Source organism: Amycolatopsis sp. NPDC004378, from assembly GCF_053602455.1.
This window is the reverse complement of sequence record NZ_JBSGDR010000001.1, coordinates 254,229-274,637: the sequence shown is the minus strand read 5'-3', so window position 1 is coordinate 274,637 and position 20,409 is coordinate 254,229. Positions and strand designations below refer to the sequence as shown.

The following is a 20,409-nucleotide window of genomic DNA, read 5'->3' as shown; positions in this document are numbered from 1 at the left end:
CGGCGAGGATAGCGGGTCACCCGATCAAGTGGCTCGTGTCGTTCAGCGTGTGCAGCGTCCGGTTGCCGAATCGGTCGTCTTCGTGCAGCACGGTGATGCCGCCGGCACTCGCCCGGAACGACGCGTACGCGCACGCCGTGACAGGCAGGCCCAGCCACGCCGCGACGACCCAGCTCAGCGAGCCGCCGTGCGTGACGACCACCTGGTGCTCGCCGGTCGCGGCGCGGATTTCGTCCACCGCGCGGTACACGCGGGTCACCCACTCGAGCTTGGTCTCGGCGCCCTCGATCCCTTCGTCGTGGTCGAGCCGTTCGCCCGTGGCCGGTGGCGGCACGAAACGCTCGTCGAGCCACGCCCGAGACCGTCCGCCCGCCTGGCCGTAGGACTTCTCGCGGAGGTCGCGCACGAGCGTGGGCTCGACGTCGAAGAGCCGCGCGATCGGCGACGCCGTCTCGACCGCGCGCCGGAGGTCGGAGCTGTACAACGCGATCCGCGCCGTCCGCGGGACGAGCTCGTAGAGCCGGGCGGCGACCGCCCCGGCGTGCAGGCGGCCACGGGCCGTCAGCGCGGAGTCGAACCAGCCGCCGACCCGGTTCTCGACGTGGTGGGTGGCTTCGGGGTGCGTTACGACGTAAACCCAGCGCACGGCTAATCCTTGCGGGCCACCAAAGCCAGCTGACTGGCCAGCTCCGGGTGGGCGCCGACCTCGGCGGGGTCGTCCGGGCGCCACTCCGGCGTGAACACGATCCCCGGCGGCACGAGCTCGAAGCCGTCCAGCAGCGCGCGCAGTTCGTCCTTCGACCGCGCGACGACTTCGGTGCCGCTCTTCCGGTAGAGCGCGGCCGCCTGGCGGACCTCCTCGCCCTGCCCCTCGAACGTCCCCGACGACAGCGCCAGGTAGCTGCCCGGCGCGAGGACGTCGCGGTAGGCGGCGATCAGCCCGGCGGGGTCGCGCTCGTCCGGGATGAAGTGGATGAACGCGGCCATGACGACCATCACGGGCCGGCCGAAGTCGATCAGCCGCTCGGTGGTGGGGTGTTCGAGGACCTCGTCCGGCAGCTCGGCGTCGGCCTGGACCATTTCGACGTTGTCGATGTCCTTCAGCACGATCTCGCTGTGCGCGACGGCCACCGGCTCGTTGTCGACGTAGACCACCCGGGCGGCCGGGTCGATGGCCTGGACCACCTCGTGCACGTGCCCGACGGTCGGCATGCCCGAGCCGATGTCGAGGAACTGCCGGATGCCCTGCTCGGCGCCGAAGCGCACCGCCCGGCGCAGCCAGCGCCGGTTCAGCAGGGCCAGGTCCTTCGCCTCCGGCCGCACCTCGAGGATCTTCTCGGCGAACATCCGGTCGATGGCGTAGTTGAGCTTGCCGCCGATCAGGTAGTCGTACACGCGCGCCGCGTTCGGCTTGTCGAAGTCGATCCCGCGCGCCGCGTGTTCGTCGGTCATCGCCGCTCCTCGCCGTCGGTGTGACGGCGAGGATAGCGGCCGTTCACTCCTTGCGGCCCACCAACGCCAGCCCGCCCGACAGCTCCGGCGGGTCCTCGAGCGGCCCGTCGGGGCGCCACTCCGGCGTGAACACGACGCCCGGCGGAAGGATCTCGAAGCCCTTCACCAGCGCGCGCAGTTCGTCGGGCGAACGCAACGTCAGGGGCGTGCCGCTCTTTTCGTACAGCGCGACTGAGCGCTGCGACTCCTCGCCCTGCCCTTCCCACGTGCCCGACGACAATGCCAGGTAGCTGCCCGGCGCGAGGACGTCGCGGTAGGCGGCGATCAGCCCCGCGGGGTCCCGCGAGTCCGGGATGAAGTGCACGAACGCCGCCATGATCACCATCACCGGCTCGCTGAAGTCCAGGAGGGCTTCGGTCGCCGGGGCCTCCAGGACTTCGGCCGGGTACTCGGCGTCGGCCTGGACCATCGCCGCGTTGTCGTTGCCCTCCAGCACGATCTCGCTGTGCGCGACGGCGATCGGCTCGTTGTCGACGTACACCACGCGCGACGTGGGGTCGACCTCCTGGACGACCTCGTGCACGTGCCCGACGGTCGGCATACCCGAGCCGATGTCGAGGAACTGCCGGACGCCCTGCTCCGCGGCGAACCGCGCCGCGCGCCGCAGCCACGCGCGGTTGACCAGCGCCATGTGCCGCGCGTTCGGCAGCACGCTGAGGATCCGGTCGGCGAACATCCGGTCCACGGCGTAGTTCAGCTCGCCGCCGATCATGTAGTCGTACACGCGCGCGGCGTTCGGTCTTTCGAGGTCGATGCCCCGCTTCGCGTGTTCGTCTTCGCTCATCGCCGCTCCCGGGCTCAGGGTGTGCCCGGGAGAATAGTCCGGTTCACAGCAGCGGCGGCACCACGGCGTCGATGAGGTGCGGTCCCGGCTCGGCGAAGGCGCGCTGCAGCTGCTCGGCCAGCTCTTCGGCCGTCGTCGCGCGGGTCGCCGGGACGCCCATGCCCTCCGCGATCTTCACGAAGTCCATGTCCGGGCGGGACAGGTCGAGCAGCTCGTTCGCCTTCGGGCCGCCCGACTCCGCGCCGACGCGCTGCAGCTCCATCCGCAGGATCGCGTACGCGCGGTTGTTGAGCAGCACCGTCGTGACGTTCAGGTTCTCCCGCGCCTGCGTCCACAGTGCCGAGATCGTGTACAACGCGCTGCCGTCCGATTGCAGGTTCAGCACCGGCCGGTCCGGTGCCGCGATGGCGGCGCCGGTCGCGACGGGCATGCCGTACCCGATCGCGCCGCCGGTCAGCGTCAGCACGTCGTGACGCGGCGCGCCGGCCGTCGCCATCGGCAGCATCAGGCCGGACGTGTTGGCCTCGTCGGCGATGATCGCGTTCTCCGGCAGCAGCGCCCCGATCACGTCGACCCAGTTCTGCGGGGTCAGCGGACCGCTGGACAGCGCGGGCCGGGACGCCTGCGCCAGCACGGGTTCGGTGTCCGCGGCGACGAGGTCGGCGACCTCGTTCAGCGCGCGCGTGACGTCCTGGCCGACCGCGGCGAGGCTGTGCACCTGCGCGCCTTCGGGCACCAGGTCGCTCGGCTTGCCCGGGTAGGCGAAGAACGACACAGGCGCCTTCGTGCCCGCGACGACGAGGTGCTTGACCCCGTCGAGCTGGTAGGTGACCTGCTCCGCGAGGTAGCCGAGCCGCTCGATCGTCGGCAGGCCGGCACCGCGCTCCAGCCGCGCCGGGAACGTCTCGACGAACACCTTCGCGCCGGTCGCGGCCGCGATCCGGCCGGCGGCACGCAGGCCTTCCTCGCGGCACGCGCCGCCACCGATGAGCAGCGCGACCGGCTCGCCGGTGCCGAACACCGCGGCGACGTCCTTGACGGTCGTCGCGTCGACGGTCTGCGGAACGCGCGGCGGGATCGGCGCACACGTCTCGCCGCCTTCGCCCCACGAAGCGTCCGCGGGCAGGATCAGCGTCGCGACCCGGCCGGGCGCGTCCTGCGCCGCGGCGACCGCGGCGGCGGCGTCCGCTCCGACGTCCTTGGTGTGCTCTGAGCGGCGCACCCAGCCTTCGAGCGAGCTCGCGATGGACTCGATGTCCGACTCGAGCGGCGCGTCGTACTGCTTGTGGTAGGTCGCGTGGTCGCCGATGACGTTCACGATCGGCGTGTGCGCGCGGCGCGCGTTGTGCAGGTTCGCCAGGCCGTTGCCCAGGCCCGGGCCGAGGTGCAGCAGCGTCGCGGCGGGCTTGTCCGCGATGCGCGCGTAGCCGTCCGCAGCCCCGGTGACGACGCCTTCGAAGAGCGCGAGCACGCCCCGCATCTCCGGGACTGTGTCGAGCGCGGCGACGAAGTGCATCTCCGACGTGCCGGGGTTCGCGAAGCACACCTCGACACCGGCGTCGACCAGCGTGCGGATCAGGGACTGGGCGCCGTTCAGCTCACTCATGCGCACACCTCGCTGACGCTCGGCGCGGCCTGAGCGGCAAACGCAGTGTTGAATGATTCGTTCGCAAGCTCACTCATGCTGTTCCTTCGGGGAAGAGAACGCCGGGGTTGAGGATCCCGGCGGGGTCGAAGCTCTGCTTGATCCGGCGCATCAACTCGATCTTCGCCGGGTCTTCGAGGTCCTGGTGGTACTTCGCCTTGGAGCGGCCGAGACCGTGCTCGCCGGAGATCGCGCCGCCGAGTCCCATCGCGTGGGCGAAGATGTCGGTCAGGAGCTGCTTCCGCTTGTCCGCGTCCTTGCAGAAGATCGCGAGGTGGACGTTGCCGTCGCCGGCGTGCCCGCAGCCGAGCGCGCCGCCGCCGGCGGCCATCGCCAGCTCGCGCGCCTTGGTGATGAACTGCGGCATGGCCGTGCGCGGCACGACGACGTCGATCACGTCGTCGGCTCCGGCCGCCTTCGCGGTCCAGAAGGCCTTCTCGCGGGCTTCGATGAGCTTGCGCGCGGCGGGACCCTCGAGGACGTAGACGTCGGTCGCGCCGAGCTCTCCGAGCAGCTCGCCGACCGTCTCGACGTCCTCGTGCAGGCGTCCGTTGTCCCGGTTCTCCAGCGCCACCACGAGGTACGCCTCGCTGGTCTCGCGGATCTTGTCCGGGACGCCGAGCTCGAGCTTCTCGTTGTAGACGATCGCGGCCATCGTCATGTTGTCGATGTACTCGAGGATGTGCGGCGCGAGCCCGCTGGAAACGATCGCCGGCACCGCGGCCATCACCTGGCCGAAGTCGCCGAACGGGGCGAGCACCGTGGCGCCGTGCGTGAGCCGCGGGTACAGCTTGACGGTGATCTCGGTGGCCAGCGCGAGGGTGCCTTCAGAGCCGATGATCAGCTGCGTGAGGTCGTAGCCGGTGGAGATCTTCGACGTCTTGCCGCCGGTCCGGAGGATCTCGCCGGTCGGCAGCACGGCCTGCAGGCCGAGGACGTTGTTGCGCGTGACGCCGTACTTCACCGCGCGCATCCCGCCGGCGTTGGTGCCGACGTTCCCGCCGACACTCGCGCTCAGCTCGCCGGGGTAGACGGTGTAGCTCAGCCCCGCTTCGGCGGTCTTGGCGTCGAGTTCGGCGAGCGTCACACCGGGCTGCACAACGGCGACGTGGTTGCCGGTGTCGACTTCGAGTACCGCGTTCATCCGCTCGAAGGAGATCAGCAGGCCGTCGCTCTGCGGGCGCGCGGCGCCTGAGAGTCCGCTTCCCGAGCCTCGCGCGGTGACAGGCACGTTGTGCTCCGAAGCAGCCTTCAGCAGCTCCGCGACTTCTTCGGGGGTTGCCGGCTTCGCGACGTACGAAGGCTTCTGCGGCTCCGTGGTCAACGCTTCGTCGTGCGCGTAGTCCTCGGAAATCGCCTCACCGGTCAGCAGGTTCTTGTCCCCGACGATCTCGGCCAGCCGTGCCGCCACGTCGCCCATCGACAGCCTCTCCTCCGCACCGTTGCTGTGGTTACCGCAGCGTAGTACGTACCGCCGGTACGCCGCTATGAAGGTTTTTCACATTAGCGCGGAGCGGTCCGGGCGGGCGCCTTCGCGACGCCCGCCCGGACCGCCGGGATCAGCCGATCGGCCACGGCGGACGGCAGTCCTGCCGCGGCAGCTCGATCGACGAGTTCGTGTACACGCCGTCGGCGAGGGTGTTCTCCATGATCGGGCGTTCGACGTAGCACCAGTGCTGCGCGAAGTAGCCGCCCGGCGCTTCGGGTGTGTCGAAGTGGCACACCCCGTCGGTCTGGATGCAGTAGCGGATGTACGGGATGCCGCCGAAGTCCGTCCGCCCCGGACCGAACGAGACGTACCCCCCGAACGGCGACGGTGCGCCCGCGCCCTGCGGGATCACCGCGCTGATCCCGCGTCCCGGCGGGCCGACCGGCTGCATCGGGTCGGCGTAGAGCTTCGCGTTGAAGTGGCCCTTGTCGACGTCGACGACGCCGTCCGCGATGTCGTTCAGCAGGAAGTTCGCGACGATCGCGCCCTGCGAGTACCCGACGACGGTGAATTCGCCGCCCGGGTCTTCGTGGAACGAATCCTGCGCGACGCGCTTCGCCTCTTCCCGGCCGATGGCGACGCTCTGGTCCATCGGCGTCTGGCCGCACGGCCCCGGCAGCCCGGACGCGCCGGCCGGGTAGTTCACGACCTTGCGGATCCCGCCGCGCAGCCACGCTTCCTGGTACTGGTCGGCGTTCCCGTTGCAGGTGCCGCCGATCAGGATGTAGTAGTGCGCGCCGTCGGCGTGGGCGGCCGGCACGGCCACGAAGCCGGTGACGAGCGCCGCCACCGCCGCCCCGATCAGCGAAAGCCGTTTCAGGTTTTTCATTGCGCAGTCCCCTCCGTCAGTTGATCACTGCGGCGGCGACGTTAGGGAGGGCCGATGAAATCCCGATGAAACCTGTGATCAGGCGGTTACAGATCAGGATTTAGCTGTGACTAAATCTCTGGCGGGTGACGGCCAGGCGCGTGAACCTTTCCGGCATGACATCGACGTACACCTTCGAAGACGGCTTTTCCGTGCGGCGGCTGGGTTTCGGCGCCATGCGGCTGACCGAATGGGATCACGTCCCCGACGGTGCCGCGGCGGTCGCGCGCCGCGCGGCCGAGCTAGGGGTGACGTTCTTCGACACCGCCGACGCGTATGACCTGGGCTTGAACGAGGAACTGCTCGCCGACGCCCTCCATCCGTACGAGGGACTGTTCATCGCGACGAAGTGCGGTCACGCGCGCCCGAGCCGCGGCGAGTGGGTGCCGCTCGGCCGGCCCGAATACCTGCGGCAGCAGGCGGAGCTTTCGCTGCGGCGCCTGCGCGTCGAGCGGCTCGACCTGCTGCAGTTGCACCGGCTGGACCCGAAGGTCCCGCTCGCCGAACAGGTCGGCGCGCTCGCCCGGCTGCGGGACGAAGGCAAGGTCGCCCGGATCGGGTTGTCCGAGGTCACCGTCGCGCAGCTGACCGAAGCGCGGGCCGTCGCACCCATCGCGAGCGTCCAGAACCGCTACAACCTGACTGACCGCGGCTCCGAAGACGTCCTCGCCTACTGCGAGCGTGAAGGGATCGCGTTCGTGCCCTGGCTGCCGATCGCGCGCGGTGACCACGCGGCGGCGGGCGGAGTGCTCGGAAAGGTCGCGGCCGACCTCGGAGCGACACCCGCCCAGGTGTCGCTCGCGTGGTTGCTGCGTCGAGCGCCGGTGGTGCTCCCGATTCCCGGGACGTCGTCGCTCGCGCACCTCGAGGAAAACTGTGGTTCCGCCGGGATCACGCTTTCCGACGACGATTTCGCACAGTTGGGGAAACTCGCGTAAAAACGGCCCGGCCGCGGTTTCCCGCGGCCGGGCGTCCGGTTCCGGCCTGCCTCAGACGAGCCAGCCGAGAACGTGCGCCAGGTGCGCCAGCGCGCCGGAGATGATGTCGTGGCAGTAGTGGGCGTGCTGGGCGAACATCTGCATGGAATGACTCCTTGTCGAATAACTCATTGATTCCCTGGAGAGCTCCCCGTGGGGAGCGGAATCAGGTTTTCACCGTGCTGGCGACGTGTCAAAGAGTCATTTCCGGGAGACCCCGGCGCCGCGGAATCTTCCCATACTAAACATGTAATCCCTTCGTGTTCGACGCCGGGGTGCCCGCTTCGGCGGTCCACCACTGTGGGTAGCAGGGCGAGCGAACATCACTGTCGGTAATGCTGACCTTGATCCGGCATCCCGGGTAGGCGCGTAGCTCGATCCGGTGATCACCAGCCACGAAAAGTGAAATCGCAGTGATCACCCTTTCGAGTGGCTCCGGACATGGGAAAGGGGACGCCGGATGCGGTCACCGCACCCGGCGTCCCCTTGCCGGACAGGGGATTCAGGCTCGCGCGAACGAGAGCGTCTCGCCCTCGACACCCCGCAGCCAGAGGTCCTGCGCGGCCGCCGCCATCTCGGCGAGGCCCTCCTCGATCGTGGCGAACACGTTGCCGGGCACCCAGCCCGCGTCGCCGTTGATCAGCAGGTTGTTGCGCCCGTAGAAGATCGCGAGGTCGGTGGCGCCCTGGTCACCGTGGGCCTCGCTGCCTTCGTCGTAGCCGTACGCCGGGTTGCCGATCTCCCAGGCCTCGAAGCCGAAGTACACGACGTCACCCGGGATCGGCGTGATCGTCGGGTTCTCCCGGCCGGGCTTCGGGTCCGCGAAGGGCTTCACGAGCGTGTAGACCTCGTTGCGCGCGTACTTCGCGTGGTAGGCCGAGCCGCTCTGCGGCAGGGCGTCCCACACCGCGCGGCACGTCCGCGGCGCTTCGTCGTCCAGCAATCGGGCACGGCAGGAAACACCGCGCTTGTCGAGCGTGATCGTGATGTACCGGGCCATGCTCAGCTCCCCGTGACGGACGCGACGACGTCGCCCCAGATGCGCAGCGCGTCGTCGACCTGCTCGGCGTTGACGATCAGCGGCGGCACCATGCGGACGACGTTCATGTACGGCCCGCACGTGAGCAGCAGCAGGCCGCTCTTCGAGGCCGTCTGCTGCGCGGCCGCCGCGGTCGCGGCGTCGGGCTCGCCGTCGGCGGTGGTGAACTCGGAGCCGACCAGCAGCCCGAGACCGCGCACCTCGCCGATCGCCGGCGTCTTGTCCGCGATCACCCGCGCGCCTTCGAGCAGCTGACGCCCGCGCTCGGCGGCGTTCTCGACGAGGTTCTCCTGCTGGATGACCTCGAGCGTCGCGATCGCCGCGGCGCACGACACCGCGTTGCCGCCGTACGTGCCGCCCTGCGAGCCCGGAAGCGCTTTCGCCATCAGCTCCTGCGAAGCGGCGATGCCCGACAGCGGGAAGCCGCTCGCCAGGCCCTTCGCGATGAGGACGATGTCGGGGGAGACGTCGAAGTGGTCGTGCCCCCAGAACTTGCCGGTGCGGCCGAAGCCGGTCTGGATCTCGTCGACGACCAGCAGGATGCCGTGCCGGTCGGCGCGCTCGCGCAGGCCGGCCATGAACTCGGTGTTCGCCGGGACGTACCCGCCCTCGCCGAGCACCGGCTCGACGAAGATCGCGGCGGTCTCGTTCGGCGCGCTGACCGTCTGGAACAGGTAGTCCAGCTCCCGCAGCGCGAACTTCGTCGCGGTCTGCTCGTCCCAGCCGTAGTGGTAGGCGTAGGGGAACGGCGCGACGTGCACGCCTGCCATCAGCGGGCCGATGCCGGCGCTGAACCGCGTCCCGGACGTCGTCATGCTCGCCGCGGCGACGGTCCGGCCGTGGAAGCCACCCTGCATGACGATGACGTTCGGGCGCTTCGTCGCCTGCCGCGAAAGCCGCAACGCCGCTTCGACGGCTTCGCTGCCGGAGTTCGAGTAGAAGAGCGAGTCGAGCCCCCTGGGCAGCACGTCGCCGAGGCGCCGGGTCAGCTCCAGCAGCGGCTGGTGCATCACCGTCGTGTACTGCCCGTGGACGAGCTTGCCGATCTGCTCCTGCGCGGCCCGCACGACGTGGGGATGGCAGTGCCCGGTGCTCGTGACGCCGATGCCGGCGGTGAAGTCGAGGTGGCGTTTGCCGTCGACGTCGTAGAGGTAAACCCCTTCACCGTGGTCGACCACGACGGGCGTTGCCTGCTTGAGCAGCGGAGATAGCTGGGCCATGGCAGCGTGCTCCTAGGTCGGTTGAGCGGGTTGTCGATTGTTGACAATATCCATAGCATGGCCCTCGGGACAACACGTGAGGAGCAGTCGGGATGAGCACGAGCACCGAGTCCGGCGTCGTCGACGCGGTCGGCAAGGAACTGTTCATCGGCGGCAAGTGGGTCGCCGCCGCGTCCGGGAAGACGTTCCCGGTGGTCGACCCGGCCACCGGCAAGGAGCTGTGCCAGGTCGCCGACGCCTCCCCGGCGGACGGCGTCGCGGCGCTGGACGCCGCCGTCGCCGCGCAATCGGACTTCGCGAAGATGGCGCCGAGGGAACGCGGCGAGATCCTGCGCCGCGCGTACGAGCTGCTGATGAAGCGCCAAGACGAGCTGGGCCTGCTCATGACGCTCGAGATGGGCAAGCCGCTCGCCGAGTCGAAGGGTGAGATCGCCTACGCCGCCGAGTTCTTCCGCTGGTTCGCGGAGGAGGCCGTCCGCATCGACGGCGGCTTCGCCACCGCCCCGAACGGCGTCGGCCGGTTCCTCATCACGAAGCAGCCGGTCGGGCCCACGCTGCTGATCACGCCGTGGAACTTCCCCATGGCGATGGGCACCCGCAAGATCGGCCCGGCGATCGCCGCGGGCTGCACGTCGGTGATCAAGCCCGCCGCGCAGACGCCGCTGTCGATGCTCGCGCTGGCCGGCATCCTCGCCGAGGCGGGGCTGCCCGAGGGCGTGCTCAACGTCATCACGACGAGCGACTCCGGCGGCGTGATGGAGCCGCTGATCCGCGACGGCCGCGCCCGCAAGCTCTCCTTCACCGGCTCCACCGGCGTCGGGCGGAAGCTCCTCGAACAGTGCGCCGACAAGATCCTCCGGACGTCCATGGAGCTGGGCGGCAACGCGCCGTTCCTGGTCTTCGAAGACGCCGACATGGACGCCGCCATCGACGGCGCGATGCAGGCGAAGATGCGCAACATCGGCGAGGCGTGCACCGCGGCGAACCGCTTCTACGTGCAGCGCGGCGTCGTGGAGGAGTTCTCGCGACGGCTGACCGAGCGCATGCAGGCCCTGCCGATGGGTCGCGGCACCGAGAAGGACGTCGTCGTCGGCCCGCTGATCGACGAGAAGGCCGTCGACAAGGTGACGGAACTGGTCAAGGACGCCACCGACCGCGGCGCGCGCGTGCTCACCGGCGGCGCCGGCGTCGACGGGCCCGGCCACTTCTACCAGGCCACCGTGCTCACCGATGTCCCGCAGGACGCGCGGCTGACGCACGAGGAGATCTTCGGGCCGGTCGCCCCGATCACGCCGTTCGACACCGAAGAAGAGGCGGTGGCGAAGGCGAACGACACCGAGTTCGGTCTGGTTTCCTACGTGTACACCAGCGACCTCAAGCGCGCGCTGCGCGTCTCCGAGGCCCTCGAAGCCGGCATGATCGGCCTCAACCAGGGCATCGTGTCGAACCCGGCGGCGCCCTTCGGCGGGATCAAGCAGTCCGGGCTCGGTCGCGAGGGTGGCTCGGTGGGCATCGAAGAGTTCCTGGAGACCAAGTACATCGCGGTGGCCCTGTGACGGCCTACCGCATCGCGAGCATCCCCGGCGACGGGATCGGCGTGGACGTCACGGTCGAGGCCCGCAAGGTCCTCGACCGGGCGTCCGCGCTCTTCGGCTTCTCGTTGGAGTGGACGGAGTTCGACTGGAGCTGCGAGCGGTACGCGCAGCTCGGGGCGATGATGCCGGAGGACGGCGTCGAGCAGCTCTCGGCGTTCGACGGGATCCTGCTCGGCGCGGTCGGCTTCCCGGGCGTTCCGGACCACGTTTCGTTGTGGGGCCTGCTGATCCCGCTGCGGCGCGCGTTCCAGCAGTACGTCAACCTGCGGCCGGTGCGGTTGCTGCCGGGGACGACATCCGTGCTGGCCGGGCGCAAGGCCGAGGAGTTGGAGCTCGTCATCGTCCGGGAGAACTCCGAAGGGGAGTACTCCGCGATCGGCGGCCGGCACAACGCCGGGCGGCCGGACGAGTTCGTGCTGCAGGAGTCGGTGTTCACGCGCGTCGGCGTTTCGCGGATCATCCGGTACGCGTTCGAGCTGGCGCGCACGCGGTCTTCGCGCGTCTGCTCGGCGACGAAGTCCAACGGCCTGATCCACTCGATGCCGTTCTGGGACGAGATCTTCGCCGAGATCGCGGCGGAGTACCCGGATGTCCACAGTGAACAGATGCACGTGGATGCGCTGGCAGCACGCATGGTCCAAGCGCCGGACCGGCTCGACGTCATCGTGGGGTCGAACCTCTTCGGTGACATCCTGAGCGACCTGGCGGCCGCGATCACCGGCGGACTCGGCATGGCGCCGTCCGGCAACATCAACCCATCGGGTGAATATCCGTCGATGTTCGAGGCGGTCCACGGGAGCGCTCCGGACATCGCGGGGCAAGGGATCGCCAACCCCGTGGCCCAGGTCCTGGCGGCCGCGATGCTGGTCGAACACCTGGGCGAAACCGTTGCCGCGCAAGCGATCCGGGCCGCGGTGGACCGGGTGCTCGACGAGGGCCGGGTCCGCACGCCGGACCTCGGCGGCACGGATACCACAGAGCGGCTCGGCACGGCGGTGGCCGAAGCGCTGGGCTGAGTTTTTGTCGGTGCCCTCCGGCACGGTGGTCGCGAACCCACCGAGGGGGAGGAGACATCGATGTGCTGGCACTGCGAAAACCCGGACCGGCCCCGGTCCGAATACCTGACCCTGCTGCGGGAAGGCGTGGCGGACCGGGGCTGGCTCGTGCAAGGCGTGGACGACGCCGGTGCGGATCCACCGTGGGCCTACACGATCGGCCTGAGCGCGTACGGTCTGCCCGAACTGGTCGTCACCGGCCTGCCGCTGACGGAATGCGCCGAACTGCTGAACGACCTGGCAGCGCACGCGCTGCACGCGTCGCCACCCGCGGCGGGCGAACGCATCCCGCTGCGGGGCGGGCCGCTGATCGAGGTGGTCGCGGTGGCGGACCCGCCGGCCCACCTGGTGTTCGCGGCGGCCCTGTACGGCCCGGAAATCCTTGCGCTGCAACTGGTCCACGTGGACGAGCGCGGCCGCTGGCCGTGGTCGCCCGGGCACCTGGGCGGCCAGCCGGTCCTGGGGGTGCGCCATGCGCGCTGACTGCGGATGCGGCGTCCCGGCCAACTGCTTCCCGGAACCCGTGCCGGCCGTCCACGCACGTGTACCGCCCTCCCGGGTGCGCGGGCCGATCCACGTGCGGGTGCCGATCCGGCCGGCACGCGGCGAGGCCTTCAAAGCACGGGTGTCGGAGTTCCGTTCACGCGTTGCCCGGCACCGGCGGGGCTTGTCCCTCCCGGAGGCTCGTGCCCGGCGCGAGCCGCTGCACGGCGTCCTCCATGTGGGCCTCGAGAAGCGCCAGCGCGGTTTCTTCGTCTCCGTCACGAAGCGCCTGGATGAGCTTCGTGTGCTCGTCCACGCGCTCCTCGACCCGCTGGTAGGTGCTCTGGAGCGCGGTCAGGCACATCCGGGTCTCGATGAGCAGGGTCCGAGCCATCCGGACGAGCCGTTTGCTCCCGGAAGCGTTGATGAGAGCCTCGTGGAACCTGAGGTCCGCGGTGGAGAGTGCGGTGGGGTCGTCTTCGCTCGCGGCGGTCGCCATCTCGGCGACGGTGTGTTCGAGCAGGCCGGCGATCCGGTCGCGGTCGCCGCCACGGATGGCGCGCACCATGGCCGCCCGTTCGATCGCCCAGCGAGCTGCATAGATGTCGTAGACGTCGCCCGGCTCGAGGTCGATCACGAACAGGCCGCGGTGCCGTTCGCTGCGCAGGAGCCCTTCGGACACCAGGTGCTGCATCGCTTCCCGGAGCGGCCCCCGTGACACCTGGAACCGTGACGCCAGCTCGGTTTCGCCGAGCTGGGTCCCGGGCGGGAGGGCGCCGGTCATGATCGCGTCGCGCAGCTGGCGCGCGATCACCGCGGCCGTCGACTCGCGGCTGACCGGCTCGATCTCGGGCAGCATGCCCGGCGGGAGGGCCATGTCAGGCGCTCCCGTCCGGCAGGTGCCGGAACAAGGCGCCGAGCGAGCGGACGAGCCGGTGCTGCCCGGTCAGGCGCAGGCCCTCCCAGACGGTCACCTGGTTGGCGGTCAGCACGGGCTTGCCGAGCGCCTCCTCGATCGCGTTGATCTCGCCGAGGGTGCGCATGGCGGTGTCCGGCACGAGGACGGCGTCGGCGTCCGGGTGGTCGTGGCGCACGGCGAGCTCGACGACGGCTTCCGCGCTCATCGCGCCGACTTCGGCGGCCGTGATGATGTCCGCGCTGGCCATCGAGACGACCTCGATGCCGCCGGCGTTGAGGAAGGCCACGAACAGGCGGGCGATGTCGTCCGGGTAGCTGGCGGCGACGGCGACCCGCTTGACGTCCAGGGCGCGCGCGGCGTGCACGAACGCGAAGGAGGTGCTGGAGGCCGGGACCCCGGCGACGGCGGTGAGGCGGTCGGCCTGGTCGCGCGCGCCGTCCCAGCCGTAGACGAAGCTGCCGCTGGTGCAGGCCCAGATGACGGCGTCCGGCTCGTGCTTCTTGAGCAGGGCGGCGCCGTCGGCGAGGCGGGTTTCGCTGCCGAGGTCGAGCAGTTCGGCGACGGCGTGCTTGTCGGTGCCGTAGATGTGCTCGACCGGGAGGCGGATGTCGCCCTCGTCGGCGGCCGCGCCACCGAGCAGCTGCTCGGCCAGCGGGTAGTCGTCTTCGGCCGCGTGGTCGGGGTAGATGAAGCCGATGGTGGGCACGGAACCTCCGGAGGGACGCAAATTGTCGACAATCCTAGAGGGATGGTCAAGGAACACCTTCACGACTGGCCGGGAAACCCGCGATCGGCTCACGAACCCGCCGACCCTCCGCCGGGTCCGCGGGCGAGCCGGGGCGGATTCCCCGGAGCCGTCTCTCACGACACGTCACGCAGCCACTTCCCTGGTCCGACGATGGGGAGGTGCATGCGGCGCAGGCACGCCCACATGGTCAGCTGGTTGGCCGTGAGCACCGGCTTGCCGAGCGCGGCTTCCAGCGGCTCGATCAGGTCGTAGGTGGGGAGGTTCGTGCAGCTGACGAAGATCGCCTCGGCCTGGCTGTGGTCCGCGGCGAGGATGCGCTCGGCGATGGTCCGGTAGCTGACCTTCCAGATGCCGCCGCCCAGCCCGAGGTGGTCGCTGGCGACGGTCTCGACGTTCAGCTCGCCGAGGAAGTCGTGCAGGGCCTGGGTGAGGTCGCCGTCGTAGGGCGTCAGCACCGAGACGCGGTGCAGGTCGAGCTGGTGCAGCACCTCGGCCAGCGCGCCGGAGGTGGTGACGGCGTCCGGCGCGCCGGCGTCGCAGATCGCCTTGGTCAGCGAGCGCTCGTAGTCGACGCCGTTGACGAAGCTGCCCGAAGTGCAGAGGTAGGCGACGACCTCGGGCTCGACGTGCAGCACGTCGCGCGTCGCGCTGGCCAGGTGGTGGCTGTCGCTGACGAGGCGGGCCATCTCCATGCTGACCGGCACCGGCTCGTACGGCGTCCGCGCGAGGTGGAGGGAAACCTCCATCGGGACCCAGCGCCAGAGCTCGCGCTCCAGCGCGAGGTCGAAGGGCGCGATGACGCCGATGCCCCGTTGCGCCAGCGGGCCTTCGAACGCCAGGAAGTCGAAATCCAAGGCTCAGCCTCCGGAATACGTCTGTACTCGATGACACGTCCGGTGCTCCGGGGGTCGTTCCTCGGATTGTTGACAATCATACGAGCCACTCTTACCGTGTCAACGTGATCGCCGCGGAAACCCAGGAAACCCCGGTCCTGGCGGTGCTCTGTGGCGAGCACCGCCCACCGGACATGCGTGCTGTCGAATCCGGGGCGGTCGTGCGTTACACGGACGCGGCCGGCCTGGCGGAAGCGCTGTCCGGAGCGGACGCGCTCTTCGTCTACGACTTCCTCTCCACCGCCGTCCCGAGTGCCTGGCACGCGGCCGATCGCCTGCGCTGGCTGCACATCGCGAGCGCCGGTGTCGACCCGGTGCTGTTCCCCGGACTGGTGGAGAGCGACGTCGTCCTGACCAACTCTCGAGGAGTGTTCGACGACGCCATCGCGGAGTACGTGCTGGGGGTCGTCCTCGCGTTCGCGAAGGACTTCGCGCGGTCGCACGACCTGCAGCGCGAGGGCCGCTGGCTGCACCGCGAGAGTGAACGGATCGCCGGGCGCGAGGTGGTCGTCGTCGGCACCGGGCCGATCGGCCGGGCCATCGCGCGGCTGCTGCGCGCGGCCGGGATGCGGGTGAGCGGTGCCGGCCGCCGGGAACGCGCCGGCGACCCGGACTTCGGCGTCGTGCACGACTCCGCGCGGCTCACCGAGTTCCTGCCGCAAGCCGACTACGTCGTCGCCGTCGCGCCGCTGACCGAGCACACCAAGGGCATGTTCGACGCGCGCGCGTTCGCGGCGATGAAGCCGTCGGCGCGGTTCGTCAACGTGGGCCGGGGTGAGCTGGTCGTGACGTCGGACCTGGTCGACGCGCTGGAGAAACAGACCATCGCCGGCGCCGCGCTCGACGTGTTCGACACCGAGCCGCTGCCGCCCGACAGCCCGCTGTGGAGTATGCCGGACGTGCTGGTCTCGCCGCACATGTCCGGCGACTTCATCGGCTGGCGGAACACGCTCGTCGAGGTGTTCAGCGAAAACTTCCGCCGCTGGCAGGCTGGGGAGCCGCTGCGCAATGTCGTCGACAAGACGCTCGGCTACGTGCCGTCGGGGAACCAGGGAGCCGGATGAACGACAGGATGCTGACCGCCAGTGAGCTCGTGGCCGCCTATGCGACCGGCGAGCTTTCACCGATCGAGGCGACGCAGAACGCGCTGCAGGCCATCGAAGCCCGCGACGGCGAGTGCAACGCCTACTGCCTCGTTGACGCCGACCGCGCGCTGGAGCAGGCGAAGGCGTCGGAGGTGCGCTGGCGGGACGGCAACCCGATCGGCTGGCTCGACGGCGTCCCGGCGTCGATCAAGGACATGTTCCTCACCCAGGGCTGGCCGACCGTCCGGGGCTCGAAGAGCATCAGCCCGGACCAGCCGTGGGACGTCGACAGCCCGGTCGCCGCGCGGATGCGCGAAGCCGGCCTGGTGGTTCTGGGCAAGACGACCACGCCGGAGATCGCGTGGAAGGGCGTCACCGACAGCCCGCTGTGCGGCATCACGCGCAACCCCGTCGACCCGTCGAAGACGGCAGGCGGGTCGAGCGGCGGCAGCGCCGCGGCCGTCGCGGCGGGCATGGGCGAGCTCTCCGTCGGCACCGACGGCGGCGGCTCGGTGCGGATCCCCGCGTCGTTCTGCGGGATCGTCGGGCTCAAGCCGACCCACGGCCGCATCCCGCTCTTCCCGGCGAGCCCGTTCGGCCCGCTTTCGCACGCCGGCCCGATGGCGCGGTCGGTGGACGACACCGCGCTGCTGCTGGACGTCCTGTCGATCCCCGACCACCGCGACCCGGCCGCGTTGGCGCCGCCGGTGGCGTCGTTCCGCGAGGCGGTCCGGCGGGACGTGCGCGGCCTGATCGCCGCGTTCTCGCCGACGCTCGGGTACGTCGACGTCGACCCGGAGGTGGCGGCGGTCGTCGCGGCAGCGGTCCGCGCGCTCGGCGACGCGGGCCTCCAGATCGAGGAGACCGATCCCGGGTTCGCCGACCCGAAGCCGGCGTTCGACATCCTGTGGTCGTCGGGCGCGGCGAAGCTGCTCAGCACGTTCCCTCCGGGGTCCGAGGAGCAGACGGACCCGGGCCTGCGCAAGGTGTGGGAGCTCGGCAAGAAATGGAGCGCGAGCGACTACCTCGACGCGACCGCCGAGCGGGCCGCGCTGGGCATCCTGATGGGCGAGTTCCACACGCGCTACGACGTGCTGATCACCCCGACGGTCCCGATCGCGGCGTTCGAAGCCGGCCATGACGTGCCGCCGGGCAGCGGGCTGAGCGAATGGCCGGAGTGGACGCCGTTCACGTATCCGTTCAACATGACCCAGCAGCCGGCGATCAGCGTGCCGGCCGGCCACACGTCGGCGGGGCTGCCGGTGGGCCTGCAGATCGTCGGCCCGCGGCATTCGGACGACCTCGTGCTGGCGGTCGCGAAGCTGCTCGAAGAGGTGCGGCCCTGGGCGCCCGCCTGACCACACGTGAGGGTGAAACCGTGGCCGTGGCGGGGAAAGCTGTGCCACTGTCGGCCGGGTGAACGCTGAAGGCTGGCGGTACGAGCGCGCCATTCCGACCGTGGACAGCGCCGGCGAACCGACCAGCGTGGTGGTCGGCCTGATCGAGCAGGGCGACCGCTTGACAGCGGCGTTGCGCGTGGGCGACGGCCAGGCCGCGCTGGTCCCGTTGGAGACGGGCGGCGAACTGCTGAAGGTGCTCCGGGAGACGCTGGAGAGCTGGTGGCGCATCGACGGCCACCGTGACCTGACGCCGGAGCCCCGCGCCGGCCGTTAGGGCGTCCTCCGGCCCGAAGGTGCCTGTGGCAGTCTGCGGCCATGACGAGCGAACGCTACTTCGAGGACTACGTCCCGGGCGAAACCCACGACTGCGGCAGCGTCGAGGTGACCGAAGCCGAGATCCTCGAGTTCGCCCGGCGCTACGACCCGCAGAGCTTCCACGTCGACCCGGCCGCCGCGGCGGCCGGGCCGTTCGGTGGGCTGATCGCGAGCGGCTGGCACACCGCGAGCCTGATGATGCGGCTCTTCGCCGACCACTACCTGTCCGCGGTGTCCAGCCTGGGCAGTCCCGGCATCGACGAGCTGCGCTGGCCTCGCCCGGTGCGGCCGGGTTCGGTGCTGCGGCTGCGGGCGACCGTCGTCGAGGCCCGGCTCTCGCGCTCGAAGCCGGACCGGGGGCTGGTGCGCACGCGCATCGAGTTCGTCGACGCCGAGGACGAGGTCGTCTTCAGCGCGAGTGCGCTCAACCTCATGCTGGTGCGGCCGAACTGACCGGCGCGTGGCGGGCCAGCCTGCGCACCTGCGGGTTGAGCAGCACCACCGCGGTCGCGCCGACGACCAGGGCCGCGCCGCCGACGAGCGTCGCCGTGCGGCCGGCGTGCTCGGCCAGCGGGCCCGCCGCGATCTGGCCGAGCGGCATCGCGACGAACGAGCCGAGCATGTCGTAGGAGTAGACGCGCGCGAGCTTCTCGGGCGGGATGTTCTCCTGCAGCGACACGTCCCAGGCGACGCCGAACTGCTCGATCGCGACACCCGCGAGGAACATCGCGAACAGCAACGGCAGCAGGTAGGGCGTCTGGCCGAGGGCGAGCATCGGCAGCGCGTCGACCACGACCAGCGCGACGCCGATCAGCAGCATCCGCCGGGGCTGCCAGCGTGCCGCGATGACGCCGCCGAGCAGCGACCCGGCCGTCTGCACGGCCAGCGCGAGGCCCCAGCCGGTGCGGCCGAAGGTGTCGTCGGCGACCAGCGGGCCGACGACCAGCAGCGCGCCGGCGTTGACCGCGTTGACGATCATGAACTGCAGCACCACCAGCCAGACCCACGATCGGGCGCGGAACTCCCGCCAGCCTTCGGCCAGTTCGGCGATCGGACGGCTGCCGGGGATGCGTTCGCCGCGCGGCAGCCGGATGCGGCGGTACGACAGCGCGGCGGCGAGGAAGAGGACGGCGTTGCCGCCGAGCGCCCACCCGGAGCCGGCGAAGGCGACGAGGACGCCGGCGAGCCCGGCCCCCGCGATGCGGCCCGCGTTCGAGAGCAGTCGGACGAGCGCGTTCGCCTGGCCGAGCAGTGGCGCGGGCACGGTCAACGGTGTCAGCGACGCGGCCGCGGGCAGCGAGATCGCCGAGACGGCGCCGTTGACCAGGCTGAGCCCGACCAGCAGCGGCACGGACGCGAACCCGCAGAGGACGCTCGCGGCGATGGCGGCCTGCGTGAGCGCGGCGGCGGTCTCGGTGCCCTGCAGGATGACGGACCGCGGCAACCGGTCGGCGAGCATCCCGCCGAAGAGCACGAGCAGCACGTTGGCGAGCGATCGCGCCCCGACGACGATCCCGAGGGCGACGGCCGAGCCGGTCAGGTCCACGACGGCGAAGGCCAGGGCGAAGGGGGCGACGGCGTTGGCGAAGTCGGCGAACGTGCGGCCGGTGACGAGGGCGCGGAAGCGCGACTCTCTCAGCGGCGCGAACAGCGGGGTGTTCACGGCAGTGGCTCCGGGGAGTGGGACAGGCCGAGGTGCGCGGTCCGTGGGGTGCTCACGGCGGCTCCGGGGCGTCGGGGATCTGACTGCGAAGGGGTGCGGGTTCCGGCGGGGAGTGCCTTCGACGTAGCGCTCACGGCGACCTGTCCACTGACGGACCGGCCTCGGCCAGCTCGAACAGTGCGACGCTCGCGCTGACGCGGACCGTCCCGGGGGTGCGCGGGGGCTGGGCCGCGGCGTGGAGTTCCCCACTCAGTGCGGACGCCTGCTTCAGCAGCCCGGCCCACACCTCCGGGTCGACCCACAGCTCCGCGTCCGTCAGCGACGCCGGCTGCTCCGGCGCGCGTTGCGCGGCACGGCGGAGCAGCTCTTCCGCGATCGCCTTCGTCAGGAGGACCGTCTCCGCCGGGTCGCGGGTGGTCAGCCGCTTGCCCGATTCCGGGTCGTGGCGGTAGCGCCTGGCCCGGCCGCCGCGGATCGTGACCTCTTCCGCGACCTCCAGGAGGCCGGCCTCGTGCAGGCGGCGCACGTGGTAGCTCGTGTTCGCCTGCGTCTCGCCCAGTTCGCGCGCCGCTTCGGCCGCGCTCAGGGCCGTACCCGTCAGGAGCGACAGGATGCGCATGCGGAGCGGGTGCGCCAGCACTCGCAGGTTGTCGTGGGGCATGGCGCCAGTCTGCCACGACCATCAAAGAGTTATTGGGGGGTTTCGTTAACCGGGATTA

Annotated in this window: 21 protein-coding genes; 8 read left to right on the top strand and 13 right to left on the bottom strand. The window is 70.6% G+C overall.

Annotation, left to right across the window (positions count from 1 at the left end):
• Positions 1-16 precede the first annotated feature (16 nt).
• The 6 genes from ACWEN0_RS01420 to ACWEN0_RS01395 form a co-directional block, all read right to left on the bottom strand.
• A complete protein-coding gene (locus ACWEN0_RS01420; protein WP_451967885.1) occupies positions 17-646 on the bottom strand; it encodes a histidine phosphatase family protein in 630 nt (209 codons plus the stop codon).
• Between the two features lie 2 nt (positions 647-648).
• Entirely contained in the window at positions 649-1,452 is an 804-nt protein-coding gene (locus ACWEN0_RS01415; protein ID WP_451967883.1) for an SAM-dependent methyltransferase, read from the bottom strand.
• 43 nt (positions 1,453-1,495) lie between these two features.
• On the bottom strand, positions 1,496-2,296 hold the full coding sequence (locus ACWEN0_RS01410) for an SAM-dependent methyltransferase (RefSeq protein WP_451967881.1): 801 nt from the start codon (positions 2,294-2,296) through the stop codon (positions 1,496-1,498).
• 43 nt (positions 2,297-2,339) lie between these two features.
• On the bottom strand, positions 2,340-3,902 hold the full coding sequence (locus ACWEN0_RS01405; protein ID WP_451967880.1) for an acetolactate synthase large subunit: 1,563 nt from the start codon (positions 3,900-3,902) through the stop codon (positions 2,340-2,342).
• A gap of 73 nt (positions 3,903-3,975) precedes the next feature.
• Positions 3,976-5,361: an FAD-binding oxidoreductase gene (locus tag ACWEN0_RS01400; protein ID WP_451967878.1), complete on the bottom strand. Its 1,386-nt coding sequence runs from the start codon at positions 5,359-5,361 to the stop codon at positions 3,976-3,978.
• 139 nt (positions 5,362-5,500) lie between these two features.
• Complete coding sequence (locus ACWEN0_RS01395) at positions 5,501-6,259, bottom strand: PE-PPE domain-containing protein (RefSeq protein ID WP_451967876.1); 759 nt, start codon at positions 6,257-6,259, stop codon at positions 5,501-5,503.
• 155 nt (positions 6,260-6,414) lie between these two features.
• Between ACWEN0_RS01395 and ACWEN0_RS01390 the strand changes: the two genes are divergently transcribed.
• Positions 6,415-7,236: an aldo/keto reductase gene (locus ACWEN0_RS01390; protein WP_451967874.1), complete on the top strand. Its 822-nt coding sequence runs from the start codon at positions 6,415-6,417 to the stop codon at positions 7,234-7,236.
• Positions 7,237-7,777: 541 nt separating this feature from the next.
• Here the strand turns inward: ACWEN0_RS01390 and ACWEN0_RS01385 are convergent.
• The gene (locus tag ACWEN0_RS01385; protein ID WP_451967872.1) at positions 7,778-8,275 is read right to left on the bottom strand and encodes a DUF3830 family protein; all 498 of its coding nucleotides are present in this window, start codon (positions 8,273-8,275) and stop codon (positions 7,778-7,780) included.
• A gap of 2 nt (positions 8,276-8,277) precedes the next feature.
• Complete coding sequence (locus ACWEN0_RS01380; protein WP_451967870.1) at positions 8,278-9,534, bottom strand: aspartate aminotransferase family protein; 1,257 nt, start codon at positions 9,532-9,534, stop codon at positions 8,278-8,280.
• Positions 9,535-9,626: 92 nt separating this feature from the next.
• Here ACWEN0_RS01380 and ACWEN0_RS01375 point away from each other — a divergent pair, with 92 nt between their 5' ends.
• From ACWEN0_RS01375 to ACWEN0_RS01365, 3 genes are read left to right on the top strand one after another with little or no spacing between them, the layout of a single operon-like run.
• On the top strand, positions 9,627-11,090 hold the full coding sequence (locus ACWEN0_RS01375; protein WP_451967868.1) for an NAD-dependent succinate-semialdehyde dehydrogenase: 1,464 nt from the start codon (positions 9,627-9,629) through the stop codon (positions 11,088-11,090).
• A complete protein-coding gene (locus ACWEN0_RS01370; RefSeq protein WP_451967866.1) occupies positions 11,087-12,145 on the top strand; it encodes a tartrate dehydrogenase in 1,059 nt (352 codons plus the stop codon). Before ACWEN0_RS01375 ends, ACWEN0_RS01370 begins: the two co-directional genes overlap by 4 nt.
• A gap of 60 nt (positions 12,146-12,205) precedes the next feature.
• Positions 12,206-12,667, top strand: coding sequence for a DUF4262 domain-containing protein (locus tag ACWEN0_RS01365; RefSeq protein WP_451967865.1), 462 nt, complete (start codon positions 12,206-12,208; stop codon positions 12,665-12,667).
• A 157-nt stretch (positions 12,668-12,824) separates the two neighbouring features.
• On the opposite strand, the gene ACWEN0_RS01360 is transcribed toward ACWEN0_RS01365, so the two are convergent.
• The 3 genes from ACWEN0_RS01360 to ACWEN0_RS01350 all read right to left on the bottom strand — a co-directional run bounded on the left by ACWEN0_RS01360 (position 12,825) and on the right by ACWEN0_RS01350 (position 15,188).
• Positions 12,825-13,544, bottom strand: coding sequence for a GntR family transcriptional regulator (locus tag ACWEN0_RS01360; RefSeq protein ID WP_451967863.1), 720 nt, complete (start codon positions 13,542-13,544; stop codon positions 12,825-12,827).
• A 1-nt stretch (position 13,545) separates the two neighbouring features.
• Entirely contained in the window at positions 13,546-14,292 is a 747-nt protein-coding gene (locus tag ACWEN0_RS01355) for a maleate cis-trans isomerase family protein (protein ID WP_451967861.1), read from the bottom strand.
• Positions 14,293-14,447: 155 nt separating this feature from the next.
• Positions 14,448-15,188, bottom strand: a complete 741-nt coding sequence (locus ACWEN0_RS01350) for a maleate cis-trans isomerase family protein (protein ID WP_451967859.1) — start codon at positions 15,186-15,188, stop codon at positions 14,448-14,450.
• A gap of 173 nt (positions 15,189-15,361) precedes the next feature.
• On the opposite strand from ACWEN0_RS01350, the gene ACWEN0_RS01345 reads away from it, so the two are divergent.
• The 4 genes from ACWEN0_RS01345 to ACWEN0_RS01330 are packed head-to-tail and all read left to right on the top strand — an operon-like array spanning position 15,362 to position 18,480.
• The gene (locus ACWEN0_RS01345; protein WP_451969795.1) at positions 15,362-16,291 is read left to right on the top strand and encodes a D-2-hydroxyacid dehydrogenase; all 930 of its coding nucleotides are present in this window, start codon (positions 15,362-15,364) and stop codon (positions 16,289-16,291) included.
• On the top strand, positions 16,288-17,670 hold the full coding sequence (locus ACWEN0_RS01340; protein ID WP_451967857.1) for an amidase: 1,383 nt from the start codon (positions 16,288-16,290) through the stop codon (positions 17,668-17,670). Before ACWEN0_RS01345 ends, ACWEN0_RS01340 begins: the two co-directional genes overlap by 4 nt.
• A gap of 58 nt (positions 17,671-17,728) precedes the next feature.
• Complete coding sequence (locus ACWEN0_RS01335; RefSeq protein ID WP_451967855.1) at positions 17,729-17,986, top strand: hypothetical protein; 258 nt, start codon at positions 17,729-17,731, stop codon at positions 17,984-17,986.
• 41 nt (positions 17,987-18,027) lie between these two features.
• Positions 18,028-18,480, top strand: a complete 453-nt coding sequence (locus tag ACWEN0_RS01330; protein WP_451967854.1) for a MaoC family dehydratase — start codon at positions 18,028-18,030, stop codon at positions 18,478-18,480.
• Here the strand turns inward: ACWEN0_RS01330 and ACWEN0_RS01325 are convergent.
• A complete protein-coding gene (locus ACWEN0_RS01325) occupies positions 18,458-19,690 on the bottom strand; it encodes an MFS transporter (RefSeq protein WP_451967853.1) in 1,233 nt (410 codons plus the stop codon). The two genes, ACWEN0_RS01330 and ACWEN0_RS01325, sit on opposite strands and share 23 nt — an antisense overlap.
• A gap of 130 nt (positions 19,691-19,820) precedes the next feature.
• Entirely contained in the window at positions 19,821-20,351 is a 531-nt protein-coding gene (locus ACWEN0_RS01320; protein ID WP_451967852.1) for an ArsR/SmtB family transcription factor, read from the bottom strand.
• Positions 20,352-20,409 lie beyond the last annotated feature (58 nt).

Excerpts from the sequence above, each read along its gene's own strand:
- ACWEN0_RS01360 (WP_451967863.1), bottom strand. The coding sequence starts at position 13,544 with ATGGCCCTCCCGCCGGGCATGCTGCCCGAGATCGAGCCGGTCAGCCGC.
- ACWEN0_RS01365 (WP_451967865.1), top strand. The coding sequence starts at position 12,206 with ATGTGCTGGCACTGCGAAAACCCGGACCGGCCCCGGTCCGAATACCTG.
- ACWEN0_RS01345 (WP_451969795.1), top strand. The coding sequence starts at position 15,362 with ATGCGTGCTGTCGAATCCGGGGCGGTCGTGCGTTACACGGACGCGGCC.
- ACWEN0_RS01415 (WP_451967883.1), bottom strand. The coding sequence starts at position 1,452 with ATGACCGACGAACACGCGGCGCGCGGGATCGACTTCGACAAGCCGAAC.
- ACWEN0_RS01330 (WP_451967854.1), top strand. The coding sequence starts at position 18,028 with ATGACGAGCGAACGCTACTTCGAGGACTACGTCCCGGGCGAAACCCAC.
- ACWEN0_RS01340 (WP_451967857.1), top strand. The coding sequence starts at position 16,288 with ATGAACGACAGGATGCTGACCGCCAGTGAGCTCGTGGCCGCCTATGCG.
- ACWEN0_RS01320 (WP_451967852.1), bottom strand. The coding sequence starts at position 20,351 with ATGCCCCACGACAACCTGCGAGTGCTGGCGCACCCGCTCCGCATGCGC.
- ACWEN0_RS01405 (WP_451967880.1), bottom strand. The coding sequence starts at position 3,902 with ATGAGTGAGCTGAACGGCGCCCAGTCCCTGATCCGCACGCTGGTCGAC.
- ACWEN0_RS01410 (WP_451967881.1), bottom strand. The coding sequence starts at position 2,296 with ATGAGCGAAGACGAACACGCGAAGCGGGGCATCGACCTCGAAAGACCG.
- ACWEN0_RS01380 (WP_451967870.1), bottom strand. The coding sequence starts at position 9,534 with ATGGCCCAGCTATCTCCGCTGCTCAAGCAGGCAACGCCCGTCGTGGTC.
- ACWEN0_RS01395 (WP_451967876.1), bottom strand. The coding sequence starts at position 6,259 with ATGAAAAACCTGAAACGGCTTTCGCTGATCGGGGCGGCGGTGGCGGCG.
- ACWEN0_RS01385 (WP_451967872.1), bottom strand. The coding sequence starts at position 8,275 with ATGGCCCGGTACATCACGATCACGCTCGACAAGCGCGGTGTTTCCTGC.
- ACWEN0_RS01375 (WP_451967868.1), top strand. The coding sequence starts at position 9,627 with ATGAGCACGAGCACCGAGTCCGGCGTCGTCGACGCGGTCGGCAAGGAA.
- ACWEN0_RS01390 (WP_451967874.1), top strand. The coding sequence starts at position 6,415 with ATGACATCGACGTACACCTTCGAAGACGGCTTTTCCGTGCGGCGGCTG.
- ACWEN0_RS01400 (WP_451967878.1), bottom strand. The coding sequence starts at position 5,361 with ATGGGCGACGTGGCGGCACGGCTGGCCGAGATCGTCGGGGACAAGAAC.